General features: G+C 69.0%; 22 protein-coding genes and 1 tRNA gene. 11 read left to right on the top strand and 12 right to left on the bottom strand.

What is annotated here, in order from left to right:
• Nucleotides 1–138: 138 nt before the first annotated feature.
• The 3 genes from QLH51_RS02625 to QLH51_RS02615 are packed head-to-tail and all read left to right on the top strand — an operon-like array spanning nt 139 to nt 4150.
• Nucleotides 139–2526, top strand: a complete 2388-nt coding sequence (locus tag QLH51_RS02625) for a hybrid sensor histidine kinase/response regulator (protein ID WP_125654628.1) — start codon at nt 139–141, stop codon at nt 2524–2526.
• A gap of 57 nt (nt 2527–2583) precedes the next feature.
• Nucleotides 2584–2937: a response regulator gene (locus QLH51_RS02620; RefSeq protein WP_125654630.1), complete on the top strand. Its 354-nt coding sequence runs from the start codon at nt 2584–2586 to the stop codon at nt 2935–2937.
• A gap of 55 nt (nt 2938–2992) precedes the next feature.
• Nucleotides 2993–4150, top strand: a complete 1158-nt coding sequence (locus QLH51_RS02615) for a hypothetical protein (RefSeq protein WP_125654631.1) — start codon at nt 2993–2995, stop codon at nt 4148–4150.
• Nucleotides 4151–4171: 21 nt separating this feature from the next.
• On the opposite strand, the gene QLH51_RS02610 is transcribed toward QLH51_RS02615, so the two are convergent.
• Nucleotides 4172–4705 carry a hypothetical protein gene (locus QLH51_RS02610; RefSeq protein WP_125654633.1) on the bottom strand — a complete coding sequence of 178 codons (534 nt, stop codon included), beginning with the start codon at nt 4703–4705 and terminating at the stop codon, nt 4172–4174.
• A gap of 160 nt (nt 4706–4865) precedes the next feature.
• Between QLH51_RS02610 and recA the strand changes: the two genes are divergently transcribed.
• Together recA and QLH51_RS02600 are read left to right on the top strand one after the other, a co-directional pair.
• On the top strand, nt 4866–5960 hold the full coding sequence (recA, locus tag QLH51_RS02605; RefSeq protein WP_283514210.1) for a recombinase RecA: 1095 nt from the start codon (nt 4866–4868) through the stop codon (nt 5958–5960).
• Nucleotides 5961–6189: 229 nt separating this feature from the next.
• Complete coding sequence (locus QLH51_RS02600) at nt 6190–6834, top strand: glutathione S-transferase family protein (RefSeq protein WP_125654635.1); 645 nt, start codon at nt 6190–6192, stop codon at nt 6832–6834.
• Here QLH51_RS02600 and QLH51_RS02595 read toward each other — a convergent pair.
• Both QLH51_RS02595 and QLH51_RS02590 read right to left on the bottom strand, forming a co-directional pair.
• Complete coding sequence (locus tag QLH51_RS02595) at nt 6825–7559, bottom strand: alpha/beta fold hydrolase (RefSeq protein ID WP_125654637.1); 735 nt, start codon at nt 7557–7559, stop codon at nt 6825–6827. The two genes, QLH51_RS02600 and QLH51_RS02595, sit on opposite strands and share 10 nt — an antisense overlap.
• Before the next feature lie 80 nt (nt 7560–7639).
• A tRNA-Arg gene (locus QLH51_RS02590) sits at nt 7640–7716 on the bottom strand.
• Nucleotides 7717–7772: 56 nt separating this feature from the next.
• On the opposite strand from QLH51_RS02590, the gene QLH51_RS02585 reads away from it, so the two are divergent.
• Together QLH51_RS02585 and QLH51_RS02580 are read left to right on the top strand one after the other, a co-directional pair.
• Nucleotides 7773–8516 (top strand): queuosine precursor transporter, encoded by a 744-nt coding sequence (locus tag QLH51_RS02585; RefSeq protein ID WP_125654639.1) that lies wholly within the window; start codon nt 7773–7775, stop codon nt 8514–8516.
• 2 nt (nt 8517–8518) lie between these two features.
• Nucleotides 8519–9220 carry an endonuclease NucS domain-containing protein gene (locus tag QLH51_RS02580; RefSeq protein ID WP_125654641.1) on the top strand — a complete coding sequence of 234 codons (702 nt, stop codon included), beginning with the start codon at nt 8519–8521 and terminating at the stop codon, nt 9218–9220.
• Nucleotides 9221–9222: 2 nt separating this feature from the next.
• Here the strand turns inward: QLH51_RS02580 and purQ are convergent, their stop codons facing one another.
• Nucleotides 9223–9891, bottom strand: a complete 669-nt coding sequence (gene purQ / locus QLH51_RS02575) for a phosphoribosylformylglycinamidine synthase subunit PurQ (RefSeq protein WP_125654643.1) — start codon at nt 9889–9891, stop codon at nt 9223–9225.
• On the bottom strand, nt 9888–10118 hold the full coding sequence (gene purS / locus QLH51_RS02570; protein WP_125654645.1) for a phosphoribosylformylglycinamidine synthase subunit PurS: 231 nt from the start codon (nt 10116–10118) through the stop codon (nt 9888–9890). The genes purQ and purS overlap by 4 nt, the downstream gene beginning before the upstream one ends.
• Nucleotides 10119–10234: 116 nt before the next feature.
• Between purS and QLH51_RS02565 the strand changes: the two genes are divergently transcribed.
• Both QLH51_RS02565 and QLH51_RS02560 read left to right on the top strand, forming a co-directional pair.
• Nucleotides 10235–10711, top strand: a complete 477-nt coding sequence (locus QLH51_RS02565; protein WP_164516056.1) for a PH domain-containing protein — start codon at nt 10235–10237, stop codon at nt 10709–10711.
• Nucleotides 10705–12138, top strand: a complete 1434-nt coding sequence (locus QLH51_RS02560) for a PH domain-containing protein (RefSeq protein ID WP_125654649.1) — start codon at nt 10705–10707, stop codon at nt 12136–12138. Before QLH51_RS02565 ends, QLH51_RS02560 begins: the two co-directional genes overlap by 7 nt.
• Here QLH51_RS02560 and QLH51_RS02555 read toward each other — a convergent pair.
• The 6 genes from QLH51_RS02555 to QLH51_RS02530 form a co-directional block, all read right to left on the bottom strand.
• On the bottom strand, nt 12121–13413 hold the full coding sequence (locus tag QLH51_RS02555) for a cell wall hydrolase (RefSeq protein WP_206428800.1): 1293 nt from the start codon (nt 13411–13413) through the stop codon (nt 12121–12123). The two genes, QLH51_RS02560 and QLH51_RS02555, sit on opposite strands and share 18 nt — an antisense overlap.
• 263 nt (nt 13414–13676) lie before the next feature.
• Complete coding sequence (gene cysK / locus QLH51_RS02550) at nt 13677–14597, bottom strand: cysteine synthase A (protein ID WP_125654651.1); 921 nt, start codon at nt 14595–14597, stop codon at nt 13677–13679.
• Complete coding sequence (locus QLH51_RS02545) at nt 14594–15922, bottom strand: MFS transporter (protein ID WP_125654653.1); 1329 nt, start codon at nt 15920–15922, stop codon at nt 14594–14596. The genes cysK and QLH51_RS02545 overlap by 4 nt, the downstream gene beginning before the upstream one ends.
• A 121-nt stretch (nt 15923–16043) precedes the next feature.
• Nucleotides 16044–16871: an alpha/beta fold hydrolase gene (locus QLH51_RS02540; RefSeq protein WP_125654655.1), complete on the bottom strand. Its 828-nt coding sequence runs from the start codon at nt 16869–16871 to the stop codon at nt 16044–16046.
• Between the two features lie 76 nt (nt 16872–16947).
• The gene (locus QLH51_RS02535) at nt 16948–17136 is read right to left on the bottom strand and encodes a hypothetical protein (protein WP_125654657.1); all 189 of its coding nucleotides are present in this window, start codon (nt 17134–17136) and stop codon (nt 16948–16950) included.
• 104 nt (nt 17137–17240) lie between these two features.
• Complete coding sequence (locus QLH51_RS02530; RefSeq protein ID WP_125654659.1) at nt 17241–19529, bottom strand: ATP-dependent helicase; 2289 nt, start codon at nt 19527–19529, stop codon at nt 17241–17243.
• A 186-nt stretch (nt 19530–19715) separates the two neighbouring features.
• Here QLH51_RS02530 and QLH51_RS02525 point away from each other — a divergent pair, with 186 nt between their 5' ends.
• Both QLH51_RS02525 and QLH51_RS02520 read left to right on the top strand, forming a co-directional pair.
• Nucleotides 19716–20018, top strand: a complete 303-nt coding sequence (locus QLH51_RS02525) for a UrcA family protein (protein WP_125654661.1) — start codon at nt 19716–19718, stop codon at nt 20016–20018.
• Between the two features lie 183 nt (nt 20019–20201).
• Nucleotides 20202–21449 carry an MFS transporter gene (locus QLH51_RS02520; protein WP_125654714.1) on the top strand — a complete coding sequence of 416 codons (1248 nt, stop codon included), beginning with the start codon at nt 20202–20204 and terminating at the stop codon, nt 21447–21449.
• Between the two features lie 13 nt (nt 21450–21462).
• Here the strand turns inward: QLH51_RS02520 and rsmD are convergent, their stop codons facing one another.
• On the bottom strand, nt 21463–22002 hold the full coding sequence (gene rsmD / locus QLH51_RS02515) for a 16S rRNA (guanine(966)-N(2))-methyltransferase RsmD (RefSeq protein ID WP_125654663.1): 540 nt from the start codon (nt 22000–22002) through the stop codon (nt 21463–21465).
• Between the last annotated feature and the right edge of the window lie 69 nt (nt 22003–22071).

Genomic DNA, 22071 nt, shown 5'->3' with positions numbered 1-22071 from the left:
GCAATGGGCAATGACGATCCCGGGCAACGGATCGATCCGCGCCGATGCGGCAGGGCGCACGATCGGTGCCGTCCCCTGCGACCAGCCGCCCGAACCGCCGCTTGACGCCGGACCCCGAACCACCCCAACAGCTTGGTCATGCTGCCCAGTTCTTCGTCCGTCCCATCGCCGGTCCTGCCCCTTGCCACCGCCCTGATCGCGGGCGTGGCGGCGGCGGCGATCGTGTTGTGGACGCTGGGCAGCGTGCCGGTGGCGACCGGGTTCGTCGCGGCGGCGCTGGTGCTGGCCGGGGTCGGGTTCGGCGTGACGCGCTGGCGGACGGGCGCGTCGCCGCAGGAACCGGTCGTCGACTGGTCGCTGGCGCAGACGATCGCCGCGGTCTGCCCGCACGCGCTGGCCGTCACCGACCGTGCCGGGCGGCTGGTGTGCGCCAACGACCGCTATGCCGCGCTGTTCGGCGGCTATCCGACGCCGCCGGGCGTGCTGGGCGACGGCGTCGATGCGGGTGCGCTGGCCGGAGCGGCCCGCGCGGCGTGGCGCGACGGCGATGCGAAGGTCACCGTGCGGCAGGGCGACGCGCCGCTGGTCGTCACGCTGGCCCGCGCCAGCGACTCGATGCTGGTCTGGCGTTTCGAGGGCGGACAGGTCGTCGCCGAAGCGGTGACGATGCGCGCGATGATCGCGGGCGACGCGGGCGAGCGGCTGGGCGCGGCGGGCGTGATGATCGCGCTGCTCAGCGCCGATGGCCGCATCCGTGCCGCCAACCGCGTCTTTCGCGCCCGCGCCGTCGGCAACGAGGATGCGGCGATCGAGGGCCGCGACTTCGCCCGCTTCCTCGTCACCGACAATCGTGGCCGCGTCCGTTTCGATCGCGAGGGGCTGGGCGGCGATCCGCTCCGCATCGTGCAGGTGCCGTTCGTCGACGATCCCGCCGGCCCGATGCTGGTGGCGATGCTGGACGAGGAGGAGGCGCCGGTCGGGCTGATGCCGATCGCCGCGCCGGGTTCGGCGGCACAGGTCCGCGCGCTCGTCTCGCTGCTGCCGGTCGGCATGGCGCTGGTCGATCGCGACGGCCGCTTCCTGCACATGAACGACGCCTTCGTCCGCGCGACCGGCGTCAATCCCGTCGCCCCGCCGCTCTATCCGGGCGACCTGGTGGTGCGCGAGGACAAGGCCGCGCTGGCCGATGCCGTCCGCCGCTTCGCCGGCGGGGCGCAGCACAGCGCCGACATGGCCGTCCGGCTGAACGACCGTGCGGAGGAACCCGTCGCGCTGTCGATCGCCGGTGCGCGGGGCCTGGGCGAGGCCGCCGTCGTCCTGTCGCTGCGCGACACCGGCGAGGAGGGCAAGCTCAAGCGGCAGGTGGCACAGGCGACCAAGATGCAGGCGGTCGGCCAGCTCGCCGGCGGCGTCGCGCATGATTTCAACAACATCCTGACCGCGATCATCGGGCATTGCGACCTGATGCTGATGCGCCATTCGCCCGGCGACAGCGATTATGACGACATCCAGCAGATCCGCGCCAATTCTAACCGCGCCGCCAGCCTGACGCGCCAACTGCTCGCCTTTTCGCGCCAGCAGACGCTGCGCCCGCAGGTATTGCAGCTGCCCGACGTCATTTCCGAAGTCTCCAACCTGCTGAAACGCCTGCTGGGCGAGACGGTGCAGCTGGTCGTCAACCATGGCCGCGGGCTGGGGTCGGTCCGCGCCGATCCGGGGCAGCTCGAACAGGTCGTCGTCAACCTCGCGGTCAATGCCCGCGACGCGATGCTGGCGCAGGGCGGGCGGGGCAGCGTGCTGACGATCGAGACGCTGGCGACCAGCGCGCAGGAAGTCCGCGCGATGGACGACGACGTCCTGCCGGTCGGCGACTACGTGACGCTCAAGGTGTCCGACACCGGCACCGGCATTCCCGCCGACGTGCTGCCCAAGATCTTCGAACCGTTCTTCACCACCAAGGAAGTGGGCAAGGGCACCGGTCTGGGCCTGTCGACCGTCTATGGCATCATCAAGCAGTCGGGCGGCTATATCTTCGCCGAATCGCGTGGTGGTCAGGGGTCGACCTTCACAATCCACCTGCCGGTCCACGCCGCCGCCGCCGAACCGCCGCGGCTGGGCACCAACCCCAAACTGCGTGCCGAGCCGGCCGAGCCCGCCTGGGGATCGGGCACGATCCTGCTGGTGGAGGACGAGGACATGGTGCGCGCCATCGCCGAACGCGCGCTGACGCGACAGGGCTACAGCGTGATGACCGCCGAGAATGGCGAGGCGGCGCTCGAACTGCTCGCCGATCGGCCGCATATCGACCTGCTGATCTCCGACGTGGTGATGCCGACGATGGACGGACCGACGATGGTCGGCCATGTCCGCAAGGCATATCCGGCGCTGCCGATCCTGTTCATGTCGGGATATGCCGAGGAACAGTTGCGCCGTTCGATTGATCTGGATCAGGTATCGTTCCTGCCAAAGCCCTTTTCGGTGCAGCAACTGGCCACCGCGGCGCGCGACGCGCTGGCAAAGACCTGAACCGTTTGACGAAATCGGTTGCGGCGTTCCCGCTTTGACCGCTAAGGACCGCGGCGTATGACTTCGCCTTCGCGCATCCTCGTCGTCGAGGACGAACCCCTGATCGCCATGATGCTCGAGGATTTCCTCGACATGCTCGGCCGGACCGTCGCCGGCACCGCCGACAGCGTGGCTGCCGCCGTGGCGGCGATCGAGCGGGGCGGGATCGACGCGGCGATCCTCGACGTCCACCTGCGCGGCGGGGAAAAGAGCTGGCCCGTCGCCGACCGCCTCGCCGCGGCGGGCATCCCGTTCGTGCTGGCCACCGGCGGTTCGGGCGACATGATCGAAGATACGCACCGCGATCGCCCGGTCCTGTCGAAGCCGTTCACGATGGACGCGGTCGAAAAGGCACTGAACGACCTCGGCTGATCGAGGGAACGTTCCCACGCTTGACAGTGAATGAGGGCGTGGCGACGATCCGTATATGATCGTCGCCACGCTGCTCCTGTTCGCCCAGACGGCCGCCGTGCCACCGGCCCAGCCCGACGAGATCATCGTGACCGGCCACCGTGCGGAGGACGCGCTGGTCGCGTGCCTCCAGCGCAGTTGCCCGCCGGCCGAAGAGGTGGAGGCGTCGCTGCAGGCTTCGGTCGAACAGTTCACCGCCGGGCGCTACGACCATGCGCGCCGGACGTTGCAGGCCGCCATTCGCCGCAACCGGCAACATGCGGCGCCGCTGCCCGGTCCGGTGTCCAGCCTGTACGCGACGCTGGCCACCGTCGCGGAGCATGAAGGTGACGCCGAATTGTGGCAGGCATCGTCGCGGAACAATGTCCAGATCCTGCGCCGGGAACTGGGACCGACCGATCCGGCGACGCTGGTCGAGGAACTCGGTTTCGCCGACAATATGGTGGCGACGGGTTCGTTGAACGCCGCGGAAAGCATGTATGCCGGCGTGCGGCGTCATGCGGTGGAGTCGGGGCAGGGCGACCTGGCGGCCGGCGCGGCCTATCGCCAGGCATGGCTGGCGCTGGCGCGGGATCGATATGCAAAGGCGGAGCAGTTCGCGACCGAGGCGGTGGCGCTGGTCGGGACGCAGAAGCCGCTGCTCGAACAGCTGCGCGACATCCTGCGCGCGCGCATCGCCATCCGCAAGGGCGACGCCGGCGCCGTTGACGCGCTCGCCGCGCGGCTGGGACAGTCGGTGAACGACCCCCCGCAACTGCTGTTCTCGCGCCCGGTCGAGGATATCCAGGGTGGTCGCGCGGCGCGCGGCGGCGTCGATACCGATCCATGGCACGATTCGTCCATCCGCTTCGCCGATGTCGGCTACTGGATCCGCCCCGACGGCCGCACCGCCGATGTCGAGGTGCTGCGCGATGCCGGTCTGGGCCAGTGGCGCAGCGGTATCCTGAAACAGGTATCCGATCGACGCTACGTTCCGCTTCGCACCGAACCCGGCAACCCGGGCATGTACCGCATCGATCGCTTCACGGTGCGCGCGACGAAGGGCGTTCCCACCGGCACCCGGATCGCGCGCCGCATGGGGGCGCTCACCGTCCACGTCATCGACCTGACCGAAACCGAAGCGATGAGCGCCGCCGCGCGTGAACGGACCCGGATGGCGAAGCAGGGGAGTTGACGGTTGGCGACGTGGGCTTCTTCAATGCGGGACGAACGGTCCGGCCGGAATGACCGTGCGCGAACGCGACGATATCGGCATGTCGTTCTCGCAGATGCGCGACGACAGCCGTTTGTCGCCGTGGCGGACGATCAGGCCGGTTTCCGATTTCGGATCGTTGCGCCCGTCCGCGCCGAAGGCGGTACGCGTCGTCCTGTCGAACATCGTATGGGAATGGCCGTTGCTGGCTGCGGTGATCTGGGTCTCGCCGCCCCCTGAAAGGCTGCGGGTCGCCATCGTCAGCCGTCGCGACGCCAATTCGATCTGCCCCGGCCGTCCGTAGCGATAGGTCGCCTTGCCACCCTTCGCGCAGAGCGAGGCACGGTGCGCGCCCAGCGTGCAGGTGAACAGCGGCGTTTCGGCAGGCGTGCACAGCGCGGCGTCGGGTTCGCGCGCATTCGGGGGCATCGCCGGCGCCGCAGCAGGCGCGGATCCGGTCGCCGCCGTTGCCCATGCGAGGATGACGGCGCCGATGCCAACGGCAACGCCGTCACCGATCGCGAAGATGCTGCCCATCGGTCGTGCTCTCCTGGTCGCTACCATCCATTCTCCACGATATGCCGCTGGATGTGAACCGTCGATATGCGAGCTTGCGCGGCAGGAACAAAACGAATACATGTCGATCCAACAGACGCGTTGAACCCTCGGCGCGGTTGCTTTACGCGAAAGGCTGGACATGGCGGCAAATCTGAAGGCGGTCGATAGCAAGATGGCGGCGGCAAACGACAAGGCGGCGGGCGAACGGCAGAAGGCGCTCGACGCCGCGCTGGCGCAGATCGACCGGGCGTTCGGCAAGGGTTCGGCGATGAAGCTGGGCCAGAAGGAAACGATGCAGGTCGAGGCGATCTCGACCGGATCGCTCGGGCTCGACATCGCGCTCGGCGTCGGCGGCCTGCCGCGCGGTCGCGTGATCGAGGTGTACGGCCCGGAAAGCTCGGGCAAGACCACGCTCGCGCTGCACGTGCTGGCAGAGGCGCAGAAGGGCGGCGGCACCGTCGCCTTCGTCGATGCCGAACACGCACTCGACCCGGTCTATGCGAAGAAGCTGGGCGTCAACATCGACGAACTGATCGTGTCGCAGCCCGATACCGGCGAACAGGCGCTCGAAATCGTCGATACGCTGGTTCGTTCGAACGCGATCGACGTGCTGGTGGTCGACTCCGTCGCCGCCCTCGTGCCGCGCGCGGAAATCGAGGGCGAGATGGGCGACAGTCATGTCGGCCTGCAGGCGCGTCTGATGTCGCAATCGCTGCGCAAGCTGACCGGGTCGATCAGCCGCTCGCGCTGCATGGTGATCTTCATCAACCAGCTGCGCATGAAGATCGGCGTGATGTACGGCAATCCGGAAACCACGACCGGCGGCAACGCGCTGAAATTCTATGCATCGGTCCGCCTCGACATTCGTCGCACCGGACAGATCAAGGATCGCGACGAGATCATCGGCAACACCACCCGCGTAAAGGTGGTGAAGAACAAGGTCGCGCCGCCGTTCAAGCAGGTCGAATTCGACATCATGTATGGGCAGGGCATTTCGAAGATCGGCGAGATCCTCGACCTGGGCGTGAAGGCCGGGCTGGTCGAGAAATCGGGCGCGTGGTTCAGCTATGACAGCGTGCGGATCGGGCAGGGGCGGGAGAACGCCAAGAACTTCCTGACCGAACATCCCGAACTGCGCGACAAGCTCGAGGCCGCGATCCGCCAGCGTACCGAAAAGGTCGCCGAGGAAATGATGGCCGGCCCCGATGCCGAGGATGGCGACGACGACATGTAGGGATCAACATCGGGCGGCCAGGGTGCCGCCCGATCGTTGTTCGACGCCCTGCAATGCACTGTAACAGGATGATTTTCTCGGAAGGTATGGATGGGCGGCCGACTGGACGTCCCGCAACCTTCGCCAACATCCGCGGCACCGGCGGCGCGTTCGGTCGGATGGCGTGCAACCGATCGCGCGCTGTCGCATTGCATCGGGACTGTCGCGCCTTCTGGAGGGAAATCCGCCGATGATCGTCGTCCACCACCTCGAAAACTCGCGGTCGCAGCGCGTGCTCTGGCTGCTTGAGGAACTGGCGCTGCCCTATGCGGTGAAGCGCTACGAACGGAACAAGGCGACGATGTTGGCGCCCCCCGAACTCCGCCGCATCCATCCGCTGGGCAAGTCGCCGGTGATCGAGGACGATGCCGCGGGCAGCAGCAGCGGGCCGCTGGTCGTCGCCGAAACCGGGGCGATCGTCGAATATCTGGTCGAGAAGGCCGACGGTCGGCTGGGCATGCCGGCGCACCGTCGCAACGCGCTGCACTATCGCCATTTCCTGCATTATGCCGAAGGCTCGCTGATGCCGCCGCTGCTGGTCAAGCTGGTGCTCGGCCGCGTACCGCTGCTGGGCAAGGCGGCGCAAAAGAAGATCCAGCCGATGATCGACGTCCATCTCGACTATGTCGAGGGCCATCTGGCATCGCATGACTGGTTCGCCGGCGACGCGATCACCGCCGCCGACGTCATGATGAGCTTCCCGCTGGAAGCGGCGCGCAGTCGCGCCGGGCTTGACGGTTCGCGTCCGCATACGATCGCGTGGCTCGACCGCATCCATGCCCGCCCGGCCTATGGCGCCGCGCTGGCGGCGGGGGGGAGCTACGCCTATGCCTGATCCGCGACGAACGCGCGGATCAGCGTCGCCAGCCGCCCGGGCTGTTCCAGCGGGATGAGATGGGCGGCATCGGCGATCACCCGGACCTGCGCGTCGGGGTAATGCGGCAGGTTCAGCTTGCGCTGCGCCGCCTCGCCGAGATCGCCATCCTCGCGTCCCGCGACGATCAGCGCCGGCAACTGCACCACGCCCACCGCCTCGCGCCAGTCCTCGCGACTGCCCGCCTCCAGCCAGCCGCGCCACGCCGCCGGGTTCGACCGCCGCACATCGGCCATGGCCGCGTGGCGCAGCGGGGCGGGCAACGGCCTGGCGCAATTGCCATCGACGAACGCCGCCGCCGCCCCTGTACCGATCGGTCCCGGCGTCGCCCAGCCGAGCATCTCGCGCCGCCGCATGTCCTCGATCGGCTCGGGCGACGGCGGTGACGCCGCCACCAGCACGACTCCCGCGATCCCCGACATCCCACCGCCACGCGCCGCCAGTACCGAGGCGACCTTGCCGCCCATGCTCTGCCCGACCAGCACGCAGCGCCCGGCCCCGCGCACGACGCCCTCCACAGCATCCGCCATTGCCGCGACGTCGCGATACCCGGCATCCGCCGCGGCCCCGAATCCCGGCAGGTCGGGGGCTATCGACGCAAACCCGTCCAGCGATTCGCGGACCAGCCGCCATTCCGCCCCGCTCATCCCGAGTGCGTGGAGAAAGATCAGCGTGGGATGGGACATGATGGCTCGCCGGCAGAAGGGTCCCGTCTGAAACACCGGCCACCGACGAGGTTCCCGAACGCGCATCGCGCGTCGGAAACTGGCGCACCCGGAGGGATTCGAACCCCCGACCAAGGAGGTAGAAGCTCCTTGCTCTATCCAGCTGAGCTACGGGTGCCCGCCGCTTCGTTAGCGCGCATTGCGGCAAAGCGGAACCGCTATCATAACGCGGCCATGCCCTCGCCGACCGATCCCGCGCTGCCCCGTATCGACGCCGACACCGTCCCCGCGCGCGGGTTCCGGCACTTCGATCTCGTGATGGCGGCGTTCGTCACCATCCTGTTACTGTCGAACATCATCGGCGCGGGCAAGGTCGCGGCGATCGCTGTCGCGGGGACGCCGTTCGTGTTCGGCGCGGGCATCCTGTTCTTCCCGGTATCCTATGTGCTGGGCGATGTGCTGACCGAAGTCTATGGCTATGCGCGCGCCCGGCGGTGCATCTGGGTCGGCTTCGCCGCGCTGCTGTTCATGGCGTTCATGGCATGGGCGGTCGTCGCCATGCCGCCCGCGCCGGCATGGACGGGCCAGGGGGCGTATGAAGCGGTGTTCGGACAGGTGCCGCGCATCGTCTTCGCGTCGATCGCCGCCTTCTGGGCCGGCGAGTTCGTCAACGCCTATGTCCTCGCCCGGATGAAGCTGTGGACGCAGGGTCGCGCGCTGTGGACGCGGACCATCGGGTCGACCGTGGTGGGACAGGCGGTGGACAGCGCGATCTTCTATCCGCTCGCTTTCCTGTACGTCTGGCCGACGCAGCAGGTGCTGATGGTGATGGTCACCAACTGGGCGATGAAGGTCGCGTGGGAGGTCGTGCTGACCCCGGTCACCTACGCCGTGGTCGGCTGGCTGAAGCGGCGCGAGGGCGTCGACGTGTTCGACACCGCGACCGACTTCTCGCCGTTTTCGAACAAGGGGATGTAAGGGTGTACGACAAGGCCGGATTCAACGACTATTTCGCCAACGTCGTTGGTGCGTCGAAGAACGCCTGCGACACCTATCGTTCGTTTCTGAACAGGATCGATCAGGCGATCGGCGGACTTGACGAGGCGCTTCTGTCGCAGGGGATGGAGGCCGTCGCGCAATGGGCGAGAGATACCGACAAGGAGCCGTTCGCGACCTATCGCTCGCACGCCCGCTCGGTCCTGAAGCGTTATTCGCTGTACCGGCTGGAAAAGGCGTCGGATGGCGTCGACGACGATACCGTCCAGCCGACGGCGGACGTCGTGACCGAACTGGCCGACGCGATCGTCGCCGATGCCAATTTCCTGCGCGAACGCGAGATGCAGACCCAGGTCCGGCAACAGCTGGCCGCACTGGAGGCCGGGTTGGTCGCGATCGACGGCGGCACGGAGGTGAGCGTCGCAACCGGCCGGATCGATATCCTCGCGCGCGACGCACAAGGGCGGACGGTCGTGATCGAATTGAAGGCAGGCAAATGCCCGGCGGGTGCGCTCGAACAGCTACTCGCCTATGCCTATGATATCGAGCAGGAGCACGGCACGCCGGTCCGGGCGATGCTGGTTGCCGGATCGTTCCCCGACCGCATCCGCGCCGCCGCCCGGCGCGCCGGCGACGTCGAACTGCGGACCTATGCCTATTCGCTGCAATTCGCGACGCCGGGGTAGCGTTACGCCCCGACCTTCGCCAGCAGCCCCTCGAACAATGCCCGCCCGTCGCGACCGCCATGGGCGGCTTCGATGCGGCGTTCGGGGTGGGGCATCATGCCCAGCACATTGCCCGCGGCGTTGACCAGCCCGGCGATATCGCGGGCGGAGCCGTTTACCGGTTCGGCGTAGCGGAATGCGACTTGTCCCTGGTCCTCCAAACGGTCGAGAGTCGCGTCGTCGGCGACGTAGTTGCCGTCGTGATGCGCGACCGGAATGCGGATCGTATCGCCCGCGCGGTAGCCGCCGGTGAAGGCCGAGCGGGTGTCGCCGACGGTCAGCGCCACGTCGCGGCAGACGAACGACAGCCCGCGGTTGCGCATCAGTGCCCCTGGCAGCAGCCCCGCCTCGGTCAGGATCTGGAAGCCGTTGCAGATGCCCAGCACCGGCAGGCCCCTGCCCGCCGCGGCGACCACCGCCTGCATCACCGGCGACCGCGCGGCGATCGCCCCGGAACGCAGATAGTCGCCATAGGAAAAGCCGCCGGGAACCGCGACGAGGCCGATATCGTCCGGCAGGTCGCTGTCGCGGTGCCACACCATGGTCGGCGCGGTGCCGGTGACCGATTCCAGCGCCACCGCGATATCGCGGTCGCAGTTCGACCCCGGAAAGACGATGACGGCGGTCTTCATGCGCGTTCGACCCGGTAATTCTCGATGACGGTGTTGGCCAGCAGCTTGCGGCACATCGCGTCGATCGTGTCGTCGTCGGTGCCGTCGGCCACGTCCAGCTCGATCAGCTTGCCGACGCGGGCCTCGCCCACGCCCGCAAAGCCCAGCGAGCCGAGCGCATGTTCGATCGCCTTGCCCTGCGGATCGAGCACGCCGTTCTTGAGCGTTACGACGATGCGGAGTTTCATGGAGGTCGCCTCAAAATCCGTGGGGAGGGTGTCGCGGGCGCTATGGCCCCCCCGGCGTTCGTAGACAAGAGGCGGTTTCGCTTGAGATCGGCGTATTGCCTGCCTATCACACCAGCATGGACGATATGCCGCCGCTCGCCCCGCTCGACCCTGGTTTCCTGCGCGTGCTGCGCTGGCGCGGCGCGATCCAGGCGGTCGTGCTGCTCGTCGTCGCCGGTCTGGCGGAAGTGGTGCTGAACCAGCAGGGGTTGCCGAACGGCATCGCGCTGGCCGTGGCGGTCGCGCTGGGGCTGTGGCTGACCATCGTGTCGCCGCCGCGACGCTTCGCGCACTGGGGGTTCGCCTTCGACGGGCGCGAACTGCATGTCGCGCGTGGCTGGCTGACGCGGGTCCATACCATCGTGCCGGTCGGGCGGGTCCAGCATATCGACCTGCGCCAGGCCCCGGTCGAGCGCGGCTGCGGCGTGGCCACGCTGGTGCTGCACACCGCCGGGACCGACAACAGCCGCGTCGCGGTTCCCGGACTGGCCCGCGAACAGGCGGAAGCGGTGCGAGACCGCATCCGCGCCGCGATCGAAACGTCGCCATGGTGAGCGCGCCCGATGCGGCACGGCGGCTGCATCCCGGCACGATCGCGCTGCGGATCATCGTCAAGGCGCCGCAGAACATCGCGGGCATCGTCGCGCTGGCCGCCGCGTCGTCGCGTGGCGGGCTGCTGGTGATGGCGGGGGTCGCCGCGCTGGTGCTGTTCGCGGCGGCGATCTTCACCTGGGTGCGCTGGCGGTCGTTCACCTATCGCCTCGCCGATGGCGAACTGGTCATCGCCGACGGCATCCTCCACCGCAACCGCCGATCGATCCCGTTCGAGCGGATCCAGGACGTGTCGATCGACCAGAAGCTGGTCGCGCGGCTGTTCGGGCTGGCGCGCGTGCGAATCGAGACCGGCGGCGGCGAGGCGGACGAGGCGACGCTCGACAGCGTATCGCTGGCCGAGGCGGGGCGGTTGCGCGCGGTGCTGCGCGGCGGGACGGTCGCGGCGGACGAGGGTGGTACATCCGTCCCGGCACGCGCCACAGTCTTCGCGATGGATGCCCGGCGGGTGCTGGTCATGGGGTTGTTCGGCTTCTCGCTGGTCTGGGTCGGGGTGTTGTTCGCCGCGATCAACCAGCTGGGCGACCTGATCGGGCTCGACTGGGACGGGTGGCGCGACTGGGCCGGCGTCGCGCGGCAGGAGGCGATCGCGCTGGCCACGCCGCTGTTCGCCGCGCTGGCGGCGATCGTCGCGCTGGTGCTGGGTGCGATCAGCGGGGTCGCGCGCACCTTCTTCGTCGAACACGGATTTCGGCTGGAGCAGGAAGGCGACCGGTTGCGCCGCATGCGCGGGCTCACCACCCGGACCGAGGTGGTCGTCGGCCTGCGCCGTATCCAGCTGGCGCTGATCGAGCGCGGCATGGTCAGCGGGCGGCTGGGATGGTCGGGGCTGCGCTTCCAGACGCTGGGCGGCAGCGACGATGTCGGCGGACGCCAGCATGTCGCGCCCTTCGCCCGCGACGACGAGGTGACGCGCGTGCTGGCGGCGGCCGGCTATCCGGCGTTCGATCCGTTGCCGCTGCGCCCCGTCGCGTTCGGCCATGTCGTGCGCGCGATGCTGCTGCGCGGGGTCCCGCCGCTGATCGTGATCGGGATCGTCAGCCTGTTCGTGCCGCTGGCCGGCTTTGCGCTGTTGCTGGTGCCGATCCCGGTCGCCGCGGCGCTGCTGGCGCGCCGCCGGCATCGCTATGCGATCCTTGGGGATCATCTGCACGTCATGCGCGGCGTGCTGGCGAAACGGGCGTGGATCGTGCCGCTCGGCCGTATCCAGAGCGTGTCGGTCACCCGTTCGCCGCTCCAGCGGTTGCTCGGCATCGCCACGGTCCGCGTCGACACGGCAGGGGCCAAGGGGATCGGCCGTCCCGACATCGCCGATCTGGCGGTCGAGGATGCCGATCCGCTGGCGCGCGCGCTATTGCGGGAGCGGTGAGGGCACCGGCGTCGGATCGCCGCGCCGCCGGACCCCGGCCAGCGGCGCCGCCGCAGCGGGCTCGACGGCGGGCGGGGGCGGGGGCGCGACGACGCGCCGCATGCAGTCGACCGCGGGGCGCGGCACCTGCTGGCAATTCCACAGCAACCGCTCGATCGGCTGCGTCCGGTCGCGCAGATAGCTGAAGGACATCGTCGCGAGCGCTGCGGGTTCCGATGCGGCAGCGGCGCGGGCCGGCACCGCCGCCCCGTCGCGCCAGCCCATGAACTTGCACCGCACCCGGTCGCCGCAGGTCGCAGCGGCCAGCGCCGGCCAGCTGTCGGGCGATACCGCGCTGTCGAGCGCCACGAGGAAGGTATCGGGATCGTCGCTGCTGGCGCGGGGCAGCGATGCCGGCGCGAACTGTCCGGTCAACATGCCGGCCTCCTGTTCGACCGCCAGCACTTCGGGTAGCTTGTGCGCGGAGGAATAGGGCGTGAGCTGGACGACGCGCGGTTCCTCGCCCCGGACCGCTTGCCGGAACGCGCCGGGCGTGCCCCACCATCCGGACCAGCGGAAGAACAGGTGCGTGTCGACCGCCGCGATCTTGGCGAGGCTCGACTGCCAATAGGGTACGACCCAGTCGGTATGGTAATGGGTAGCATAGCCGACCGGCGCATAGACGCTGCCCGACAGCGCCGCCGCCGCGATCGCGCGCGCGCGTTCCCAGAAGGGTTCGGGGTAGGCGCGGACCAGCGCCCCGTCGCAGGTGAAGGTGAACTGGCAGCCGGTGCGCCGTTCGGACCCCTGGAAGACGACGCCGCACACCGTGTTGGGAAAGGCCGGGTGGCGCGCCCGGTTCAGCACCACCTGAGCGACCGCGCGCTGCCCCCGGGCATCGTCGCCCGCCTCGTACAGCACCGCCGCCGCGAGGCAATCGGTCGCGCGCGCCAGATTGTCGGCGTCATCGGGAAAGCGGAACGGCCGCGCCGCCGGGTTCGGGCCGGGCACGAACGGGACGGTCGCGTTGAACGCACGCGCTTCGTCGGGCGGCAGGTTGCGGAACTCCGCCGGCTCGACCGGGGGCGGGGGGATGGCCGGGACGGCCGCATCGCCGCCCATGTGCGGCCCGGCGACGTCGCGGCGGACGTCCACCCGGACCGGCGGCACGCGCTGCACGATCACCGCCGGCACGATGGCGGCGGCGATCGACAGCCCGATCAGCACGCCGTCGACCACCGCCGATCCGGTGCGGATGCCGTGCCGGGCGGGGGCTGCGTCGGGAGATTGATTCACCAGTATCTGATCCAATAGAACAAGGACGTCGCCCCAGCGAAGGCTGGGGTCTCAAGCGGCTCTTGTACCGCGCTATCACCGAAAGATCCCAGCCTTCGCCGGGATGACGTCCGGTTCAAGCGGGTGAGTCGTACCGTCGCCCTGTCTCCGTTTGGTTCGAGCAGCTTCGAGCCTGTCGAGAAGCGCCCGTCGAGAACGCCTTTTCAACTGTGGGCCTCGACAAACCCGCCCCTCCGTTCGAAGCGAACGGAGGGTCGGGAAGCTCACTGTTCGGGCAGGAAGTCGGGCACCGACAGGTATCGTTCGCCGGTGTCGTAGTTGAACCCCAGCACCCGGACGCCATCGGGCAGGTCGGGCAGCTTCTGCAGGATCGCCGCCAGCGTTGCGCCCGACGAGATGCCGACCAGCATCCCCTCTTCACGCGCCGAACGCCGCGCCATGTCCTTCGCCACCGCCGCGTCGACCTTGATGACGCCGTCGATCGCGCGGGTGTGCAGGTTGGCGGGGACGAAGCCCGCGCCGATCCCCTGGATCGGGTGCGGCCCCGGCTGTCCGCCCGAGATGACCGGCGACAATTCGGGCTCGACCGCGAAGACCTTCAGGTTCGGCCATTTTTCCTTGAGTGCCTCGGCGACGCCGGTGATGTGGCCGCCGGTGCCGACGCCGGTGATGATGACGTCGATCGGGGTGTCGGCGAAATCGCGCAGGATTTCCTGTGCGGTCGTGCGGACATGGACGTCGATGTTCGCCGGATTCTCGAACTGCTGCGGAATCCACGCATCGGGCGTTTCGGCGGCCAGTTCGTGCGCGCGCTCGATCGCGCCCTTCATGCCCTTTTCACGCGGGGTCAGGTCGAAGGTCGCGCCATAGGCCAGCATCAGCCGGCGGCGCTCGATGCTCATGCTTTCGGGCATGACGAGGACCAGCCGGTAGCCCTTGACCGCCGCGACCATCGCGAGGCCGACGCCGGTGTTGCCGCTGGTCGGTTCGATGATCGTCCCGCCGGGCTTGAGGTCGCCCGAGCGTTCCGCCGCCTCGATCATGGCCAGCGCGATGCGGTCCTTGATCGACCCGCCGGGGTTGGATCGTTCGGACTTGATCCACACCTCGGCATCGCCGAACAGCCGGCGGACGCGGACGTGCGGCGTATTCCCGATCGTTTGCAGGATGGTATCGGCCTTCATGGCTGTGTCTCCTTGGGGATGACTTCCAAATCTCTGGGCGGCGTAAAGCTCCGCGCGGCGCGCAATTCGGGGAACAGGCGCGACCACAGCATGGTAACGCCGATCGCGAGGATGCCGCCGCCCGCCACCGCGACGACCGGGCCGACCAGTGCCGCGAGGAAGCCGGAGCGTGCCTCGCCCAGCTCGTTCGATCCCGACACGAACAGCGTCGACACCGCGCCCACCCGCCCGCGCATCGCATCGGGCGTGTGCAGCTGGATCAGCGACTGGCGGACATAGACCGACACCATGTCGGTCGCGCCGACGACGAACAGCGACGCTAGCGCGAGGATCGCGGCGGGGGCGAAGTCGGCGCCGACCGCCGCCGGTCCGAAGATGGGGATCAGCAGCGGCGCGGACAGGCCGAACAGCGCGGTCGCCGCCCCAAAGCCCATGACCGACAGCAGCATCTTGGCACCGACATCCTTCGACAGCGGCTTGATCGCGAAGACGGCGGCGACGACGACCGCGCCCAGCGCGGGCGCGGCGCGCAGATGGCCGAGGCCGTCGGCCCCGATCTGCAGGATGTCGCGGGCATAGATCGGCAGCATCGCCGTCGCCCCGCCCAGCAGCACCGCGAACAGGTCGAGCGAGATCGCGCCGAATACCAGCCGGTTGCGGCGGACATAGGACAGGCCGTCGAGCATCTGTCGCCACGGATTGGTGCCGCCGGTGATCGCCGCGCGCGGGATCGGCGGGATGCGGAACAGCATGACGAAGCCGAACAGGAACAGCCCGGCCGACACCGCATAGGGCCAGAAATGACCGAAGGCGTAGAGATAGCCGCCCATCGCCGGCCCGATCACCGACCCGCCCTGCCACGCGATCGAACTCATCGCGATCGCGGTCGGCAGTACGGCGGCGGGGACGAGGTTGGGGGCCAGCGCCTGCAACGCCGGCCCGGCAAAGGCGCGCGCGACGCCCAGCAGCGCCGCGACGAAGAACAGCCACGGCAGGGTGATCGCGCCGCTATAGGTCAGCCACGCCAGCAGCAGCGCGCAGCCGCCCTCCAGCGCGACCGAACCGCGCGCGATCCAGCGCCGGTCGACCCGGTCGGCGACCCAGCCGGCGACCAGCGAGAGGAACAGCAGCGGCAGGAACTGCGCGACGCCGATCAGCCCCAGCTGGAACGCCGACTGCTTGATCGTCATCGTCTCGCGCGCGATGTCGTACACCTGCCACCCGATGACCACGACCATCGCGATCTGCGCCAGCGTGTTGGACAGGCGGGCAAGGAAATAGGCACGAAACGCAGGGATCGACAGCGGATGCGGGTTGGCGGACATGGGCTGGCTTTAGGTCCGCTGGCTGGCCGGGGCAATGCAGATCGGCTTGGGGGGAATATGCGTCATGCTTCCCCTGCCCGTCACCCCCGCACGGGCGGGGGTGACGATGGGCGCGAGGGGCTTACCGCGTGCCGAGGAACGACAGCAGATCGTCGGTCAACCGGTCGCTCTCCGTCGCGAACAGCCCGTGCGGCGCGCCGTCATATTCGATGAACGTCGCGTTCGGCAGCGCGCTGGCCAGCGCACGCCCGGTCGCGTCGATCGGCACCGTCTGGTCCGACGTGCCGTGGATGATGAGCGTCGGCACGGTGATCGAGGGCAGGTCGGGGCGGAAATCGGTCGTCCCGAACGATTCCGCGCAGGCGAGCGTTGGCTTCAGCCCCGCCAGCATCGCCGTGTTCCACGACACGTCCAGCACCTCCTCGCTCACCGGGCTGGTGATGAAGCCGACGCCGTAGAACTGGTCGAAGAAGGTGCGGAAGAATTTCGGGCGATCCGCCTTGATGTTGTCGGCGATCTCCTGAAGCTGGTCCTGCGGCACGCCGTCGGGATTGTCGTCGGTCTGCAGCATGTACGGCACGACCGACCCGATGAAGCCCGCGCGGGTCACGCCCTTGCCGTGATGGCGCGACATGTAGCGCGCGACCTCGCCGCCACCCATCGAAAACCCGATGATCGCCGCATCGTCGGTGACGCCGGTTTCCTTCATCACGTCGGCCAGATCGTCCGACAGCGTGTCATAGTCATATCCCGACCACGGCTGGTCCGACCGGCCGAAGCCGCGCCGGTCATAGGCGATCACGCGATATCCGGCATCGGCCAGCGCCATTGCCTGCGGGTCCCAGCTGTCGGCCGACAGCGGCCAGCCATGGATCAGCACCACCGGGCGGCCCTGTCCCCAATCCTTTACGAACAGGCTGGTGCCGTCACGGGTCTTTACATAGGGCATCGCGGGATCCTCGTCTGGAAAAGCTGGTTCCCAAACGAGCGGGGCGCGGTGCGGTTGCCTGTCGCAAACCGTACCGTCAGTCGCGCGACACGATCCCCAGCACCGGACGGCCCGCCCCGCGTTCCGCGTCGCGCAGGATCGCGGTATAGCGGTCCGCCATCTCGCGGTGCACGCGGCGCACCTCCGGCAGTTCGGCCCGGCTCGCCCGGGCCTCCGCTTCGTTCAGGCGGCGGCGATAATATTCGATATTGTCGTTCATCGACATCCTCGGCCTCCTTGCAGCTGTGGACTCGAGAGCGCGAAGAATATCGTACGAAAGTATCGTCGTCGCTGATCCAGATCAATGCAGGTTCAGGTGCGATCCATCGGTCAGCCCAGGGTCACGAAACTGTCGAGCACACGTTTCTGGCCGGCGGTTTCGAACGATACTTCCAGCTTGTTGCCCTCGATCGTCTCGATCGTGCCGTAACCGAATTTCTGGTGGAACACGCGCTGCCCTTTGGACAGGTCGCTGCGCCCCTTGTTGCCCAGGCTGATCGCGCTGGTCCGCGCCTCGACCACGCGGGAAGGAGCGGGGGTGAAGCCCGACCCCTGCGCCGCCGCGCGCTGCCACCCCGGACCCCGTCCGGTGCCGCGCGCGACGTCGGCGAACGGGTCGGCCCGCTCGCTCCAGTTCGCGCGCCACAGGCTCTCGCCGCCCGACATGGTCGTCTCGGTTTCGATATGCTCAGGGGGCAGTTCGCCGACGAAGCGCGACGGCAGCGACGAATTCCACTGGCCGTAGATGCGGCGGTTCGCGGCGTGGAACACCACCGCCAGCCGCCGCGCGCGGGTGATCGCGACATAGGCGAGGCGGCGCTCCTCCTCGAGGCTGGCGGTGCCGCCCTCGTCGAGCGAACGCTGCGACGGGAACAGCCCTTCTTCCCATCCGACGCAGAACACCGTGTCGAATTCCAGCCCCTTTGCGGCGTGGATCGTCATGATCGTGACCTTCGGCTCCTCGGCCGACGCCTCGTTGTCCATCACCAGCGATACGTGTTCGAGGAACGCGCCGAGCGAGTCATACTCCTCCATCGCCCGGACCAGTTCGGTCAGGTTCTCCAGCCGCCCGGCGGCCTCGGCGGTCTTTTCCGCCTGATACATCGCGGTATAGCCGCTCTCGTCCAGCAGCTGCCGCGCCAGTTCGGCGTGCGGCAGGCTCTGCGCCATGTCGCGCCACCGCGCGAAGTCGCCGACCAGCCGCCCCAGCGACTTGCGCGCCGCACCGGTCAGTTCGTCGGTGTCGAGGATGCGTGCCGCGGCGGTCATCAGCGAGCTTCCCGTCGCGCGGGCGAACCGGTGAATGGTCTGCACCGCCTTGTCGCCCAGGCCCCGCTTGGGCACGTTGACGATCCGCTCGAACGCCAGATCGTCGGCCGGCTGGTTGACGACGCGCAGATAGGCCAGCGCATCGCGGATCTCGGCCCGTTCGTAGAAGCGGAAGCCGCCGACGATCCGGTACGGAATGCCGATGCCGATGAAGCGTTCCTCGAACTCGCGCGTCTGGTGCTGCGCCCGCACGAGGATGGCACAGTCGTCGAGGCTCTTGCCCTCGCGTCGCACCTGTTCGATCGTGTCGCCGACCCGGCGCGCTTCCTCCGGCCCGTCCCACACGCCGATGACGCGCACCTTCTCGCCGACATCGGTCTCGGTCCACAGCGTCTTGCCCAGCCGCCCGCCATTATGCGCGATCACGCCGCTGGCCGCGCCGAGGATGTGCGGCGTCGAGCGGTAATTCTGTTCGAGCTTGACGATCTTCGCGCCCGGAAAGTCGCGTTCGAAGCGCAGGATATTCTCCACCTGCGCGCCGCGCCACGAATAGATCGACTGGTCGTCGTCGCCGACGCAGCACAGGTTGCGCCGCTCCTGCGCCAGCAGCCGCAGCCACAGATACTGGACGCTGTTGGTGTCCTGATATTCGTCGACCATGATGTAGCGGAAGCGCTGCTGATACTGCGCCAGCACGTCGCGGTCGGTGCGCAGGATCGTCAGCACGTGCAGCAGCAGGTCGCCGAAGTCGCAGGCGTTCACCGCCTTCAACCGATCCTGATATTGCTGGTACAACTCGCCGCCACGGCCATTGGCGAAGCGCTCGCTCTCGCCCGCATCGACATCGGCCGGAACCATGCCCTTGTTCTTCCACCCGTCGATCAGCCCCGCCAGACTGCGCGCCGGCCAGCGCTTTTCATCGAGGTCGGCGGCGACGATCAGCTGTTTCAGCAGCCGCAGCTGATCGTCGGTGTCGAGGATGGTGAAGTTCGATTGCAGCCCGACCAGTTCGGCATGTCGCCGCAGCATCTTGGCACCGATCGCGTGGAAGGTGCCGAGCCATGGCATCCCTTCGACCAGATCGCCGACCAGCCGCCCGACGCGCTCGCGCATCTCGCGCGCCGCCTTGTTGGTGAAGGTCACCGACAGGATTTCCGACGGGTAAGCGCGGCGCGTGTAGAGGAGGTGCGCCAGCCGCGCGGTCAGCGCCGCGGTCTTGCCGGTACCCGCGCCCGCCAGCACCAGCACCGGCCCGTCGGTGGTCAGCACCGCATCGCGCTGCGGGTCGTTCAGCCCGCGCAGATAGGGGGGATCGGCAGGGGTCGGCGCGGGCGGCGTAAATACGGACATCGTCGAACAGGTAGGGAACGAACCGTAAAGCGACAAGCGAGGATTTCGTTACCCAACCGTCATCAATCTGCCACCGTTGCTTCGTTGCACCGCAACAAACGGACGGTATCGCGCAGGCGCCGGCGGACGGCGGCGTCAGGCCTGACGACCGCTGCCGCGACGGGCACCCTATCCGCAGGAGCTACCATGACCATCCGTCTCATCGCCCTCGCGGCGACCGTCGCCGCTTGCCTGTCGCCCGTCGCCCATGCCGAGGAGCGCGAGCCCGTGACCGTGCGCGTGTCCTATGCCGGGCTGGACCTCGCCACCGTCGAGGGCCGCCGCACCCTCGATTCGCGCATCGACCGCGCCGCCCGCGGCGCCTGCCGCTCGCGCGTCCCCGGCTTCCGCGGCCAGAGCGACGAACGCCGCTGCCGCACTGAAATGGCCAGCGACGCGCAGGTTCGCGTCGCGCAGCTGAAGCCGGTGGCGGTCGCCAGCGCGCGGTGATCCCGAGCCGCGCCTTGCCGGCCGCGACCTTTCGTCGTCATTCCCGCCTGCGCGGGAGTGACGACGAAGGCGATCGGCCGAGCAGGCGCGCAGCGATAGTTGCGCCACGCCGGCCCAAGGCGAAAGCTTCTTGCCCCCCGCGGTCACCTCGCTAGGCGGGGCACCATGTCCGCCCCCCATCCCATGCGCGCCCATCGCCGCATCCTGATCGCCAGCCTGATCGGCACCTCGGTCGAATTCTACGACTTCTATATCTACGCCACCGCCGCGACCCTGGTGTTCGGGCCGCTGTTCTTTCCCTCGGGCAGCGCATCGGCGCAACTGATGGCGAGCTATCTGTCGATCGGCCTTGCCTTCGTCGCCCGCCCGCTCGGTGCGGCGGTGTTCGGGCATTTCGGCGACCGGCTGGGGCGCAAGTCGACGCTGGTCGCCTCGCTGATGCTGATGGGCGGGTCGACGCTGCTGATCGCATTCCTGCCAACCTATGCGCAGATCGGCTGGGTCGCGCCGCTGCTGCTGTGCGTGCTGCGGTTCGCGCAGGGGCTGGGGCTGGGCGGCGAATGGGGCGGGGCGGCGCTGCTCGCGGTGGAGAATGCCCCGCCGGGCTGGCGGGGCCGGTTCGGCATGGTGCCGCAGTTCGGCGCCCCGGTCGGCTTCATCGCCGCCAACGGGCTGTTCCTGCTGCTGGGGCTGACACTGTCGGAGGCGGATTTCGTCCGCTGGGGCTGGCGCCTGCCGTTCCTGTTCAGCGTGGTGCTGGTCGGGCTGGGCCTGTGGGTGCGGGTCAAGCTGCACGAGACGCCGGCCTTCGCACAGGCGCTGGAGCGTGAAGCGCCGGCAGCGGTGCCGCTCGCCGAACTGGCCGGCGGGCACCTGCGTGCGACGCTGGCGGGGACGTTCGGCGTCGTCGCCTGCTTCGCGCTCTACTACATCGCGACGACCTTCGTGCTCGGCTACGGCACCACGACCCTTGGCTATGGCCGCAGCGCGTTCCTCCAGACGCAGCTGGTGGCGATCCTCTTCATGGCCGCCGGCATCGCGCTCGCCGGCTGGCTGTCCGACCGCGCGACCCCCGCGCGGGTGCTGGCCGGCGGGTGCGTCGGCGTGGTGATCGCGGGCGCGCTGCTCGGGCCGATGGTCGGCGCGGGCAGCCTGTTCGTGATCGGCGCATGGCTGTCGTTCGCGCTGCTGATGATGGGGTTTGTCTATGGACCGCTCGGCGCGTGGCTGCCCACGCTGTTCCCGGCAAGGGTGCGCTATACCGGCGCGTCGATGGGGTTCAACATCGGCGGGGTGATCGGCGGCGGGCTGACCCCCAGCATCGCGCAGGCGCTGTCGGTGTCGCACGGGCTGGGCGCGGTCGGCGGCGTGCTGGGCGCGGCGGGTGTCGCCAGCATCCTCGGCCTGCTGCTGGTGCCGCGCCGGGCGTGACCGCCCGCGCGCGTCACGCCAGCCGCAGCAGCGTCACCCGCGCCTTGCCATAGACCCGCTCGGCATCGAGCGTGAACTGCGGAAGGTCGATCGTTTCGGCCTTCGCCGTCTCGACGCTGACCCACGTCGCCGGGCCGATCCAGCCCAGCCGCGCCAGCTTGTCCGCCGCCACCGCACCCGCACCGCTGCCATAGGGCGGGTCCATCATCACCAGGTCGAGCGGCCGGGGCGCCGGGCCCAGCGCCAGCACCGACGTCGCGCGCACGTCGCCGCCGGTCGCTTCCAGCTTCGTCAGGTTCGCGCGCAGCGCATCCAGCGCGGCGCGATCCTGTTCGACGAACAGGCACGTCGCGGCGCCGCGCGACAGCGCCTCGATCCCCAGCGCGCCCGACCCGGCGAACAGGTCGGCGACCGCCAGTCCGTCGAAGCTGCCGACCCGGCTGGCCAGCATCGAGAACAGCGCCTCGCGCGTGCGGTCGGCGGTGGGGCGAGTCGCATCCCCCCTGGGCGCGACGATCGGCCGTCCGCGCCAATGGCCCGAGATGACGCGCATCAGCGCTTGCCCCCGCCGGGGCGACCGCCCTTGGGCTTGCCCCTGGTCGGGCGGGGGGAGGGGGCGGCC

Origin of the sequence: Sphingomonas sp. 2R-10 (assembly GCF_030062225.1) — a bacterium.
Lineage (GTDB): Bacteria > Pseudomonadota > Alphaproteobacteria > Sphingomonadales > Sphingomonadaceae > Sphingomonas.
Note: the sequence above shows the minus strand (reverse complement) of the source record. Positions and strands in the feature narration are given on the sequence as shown.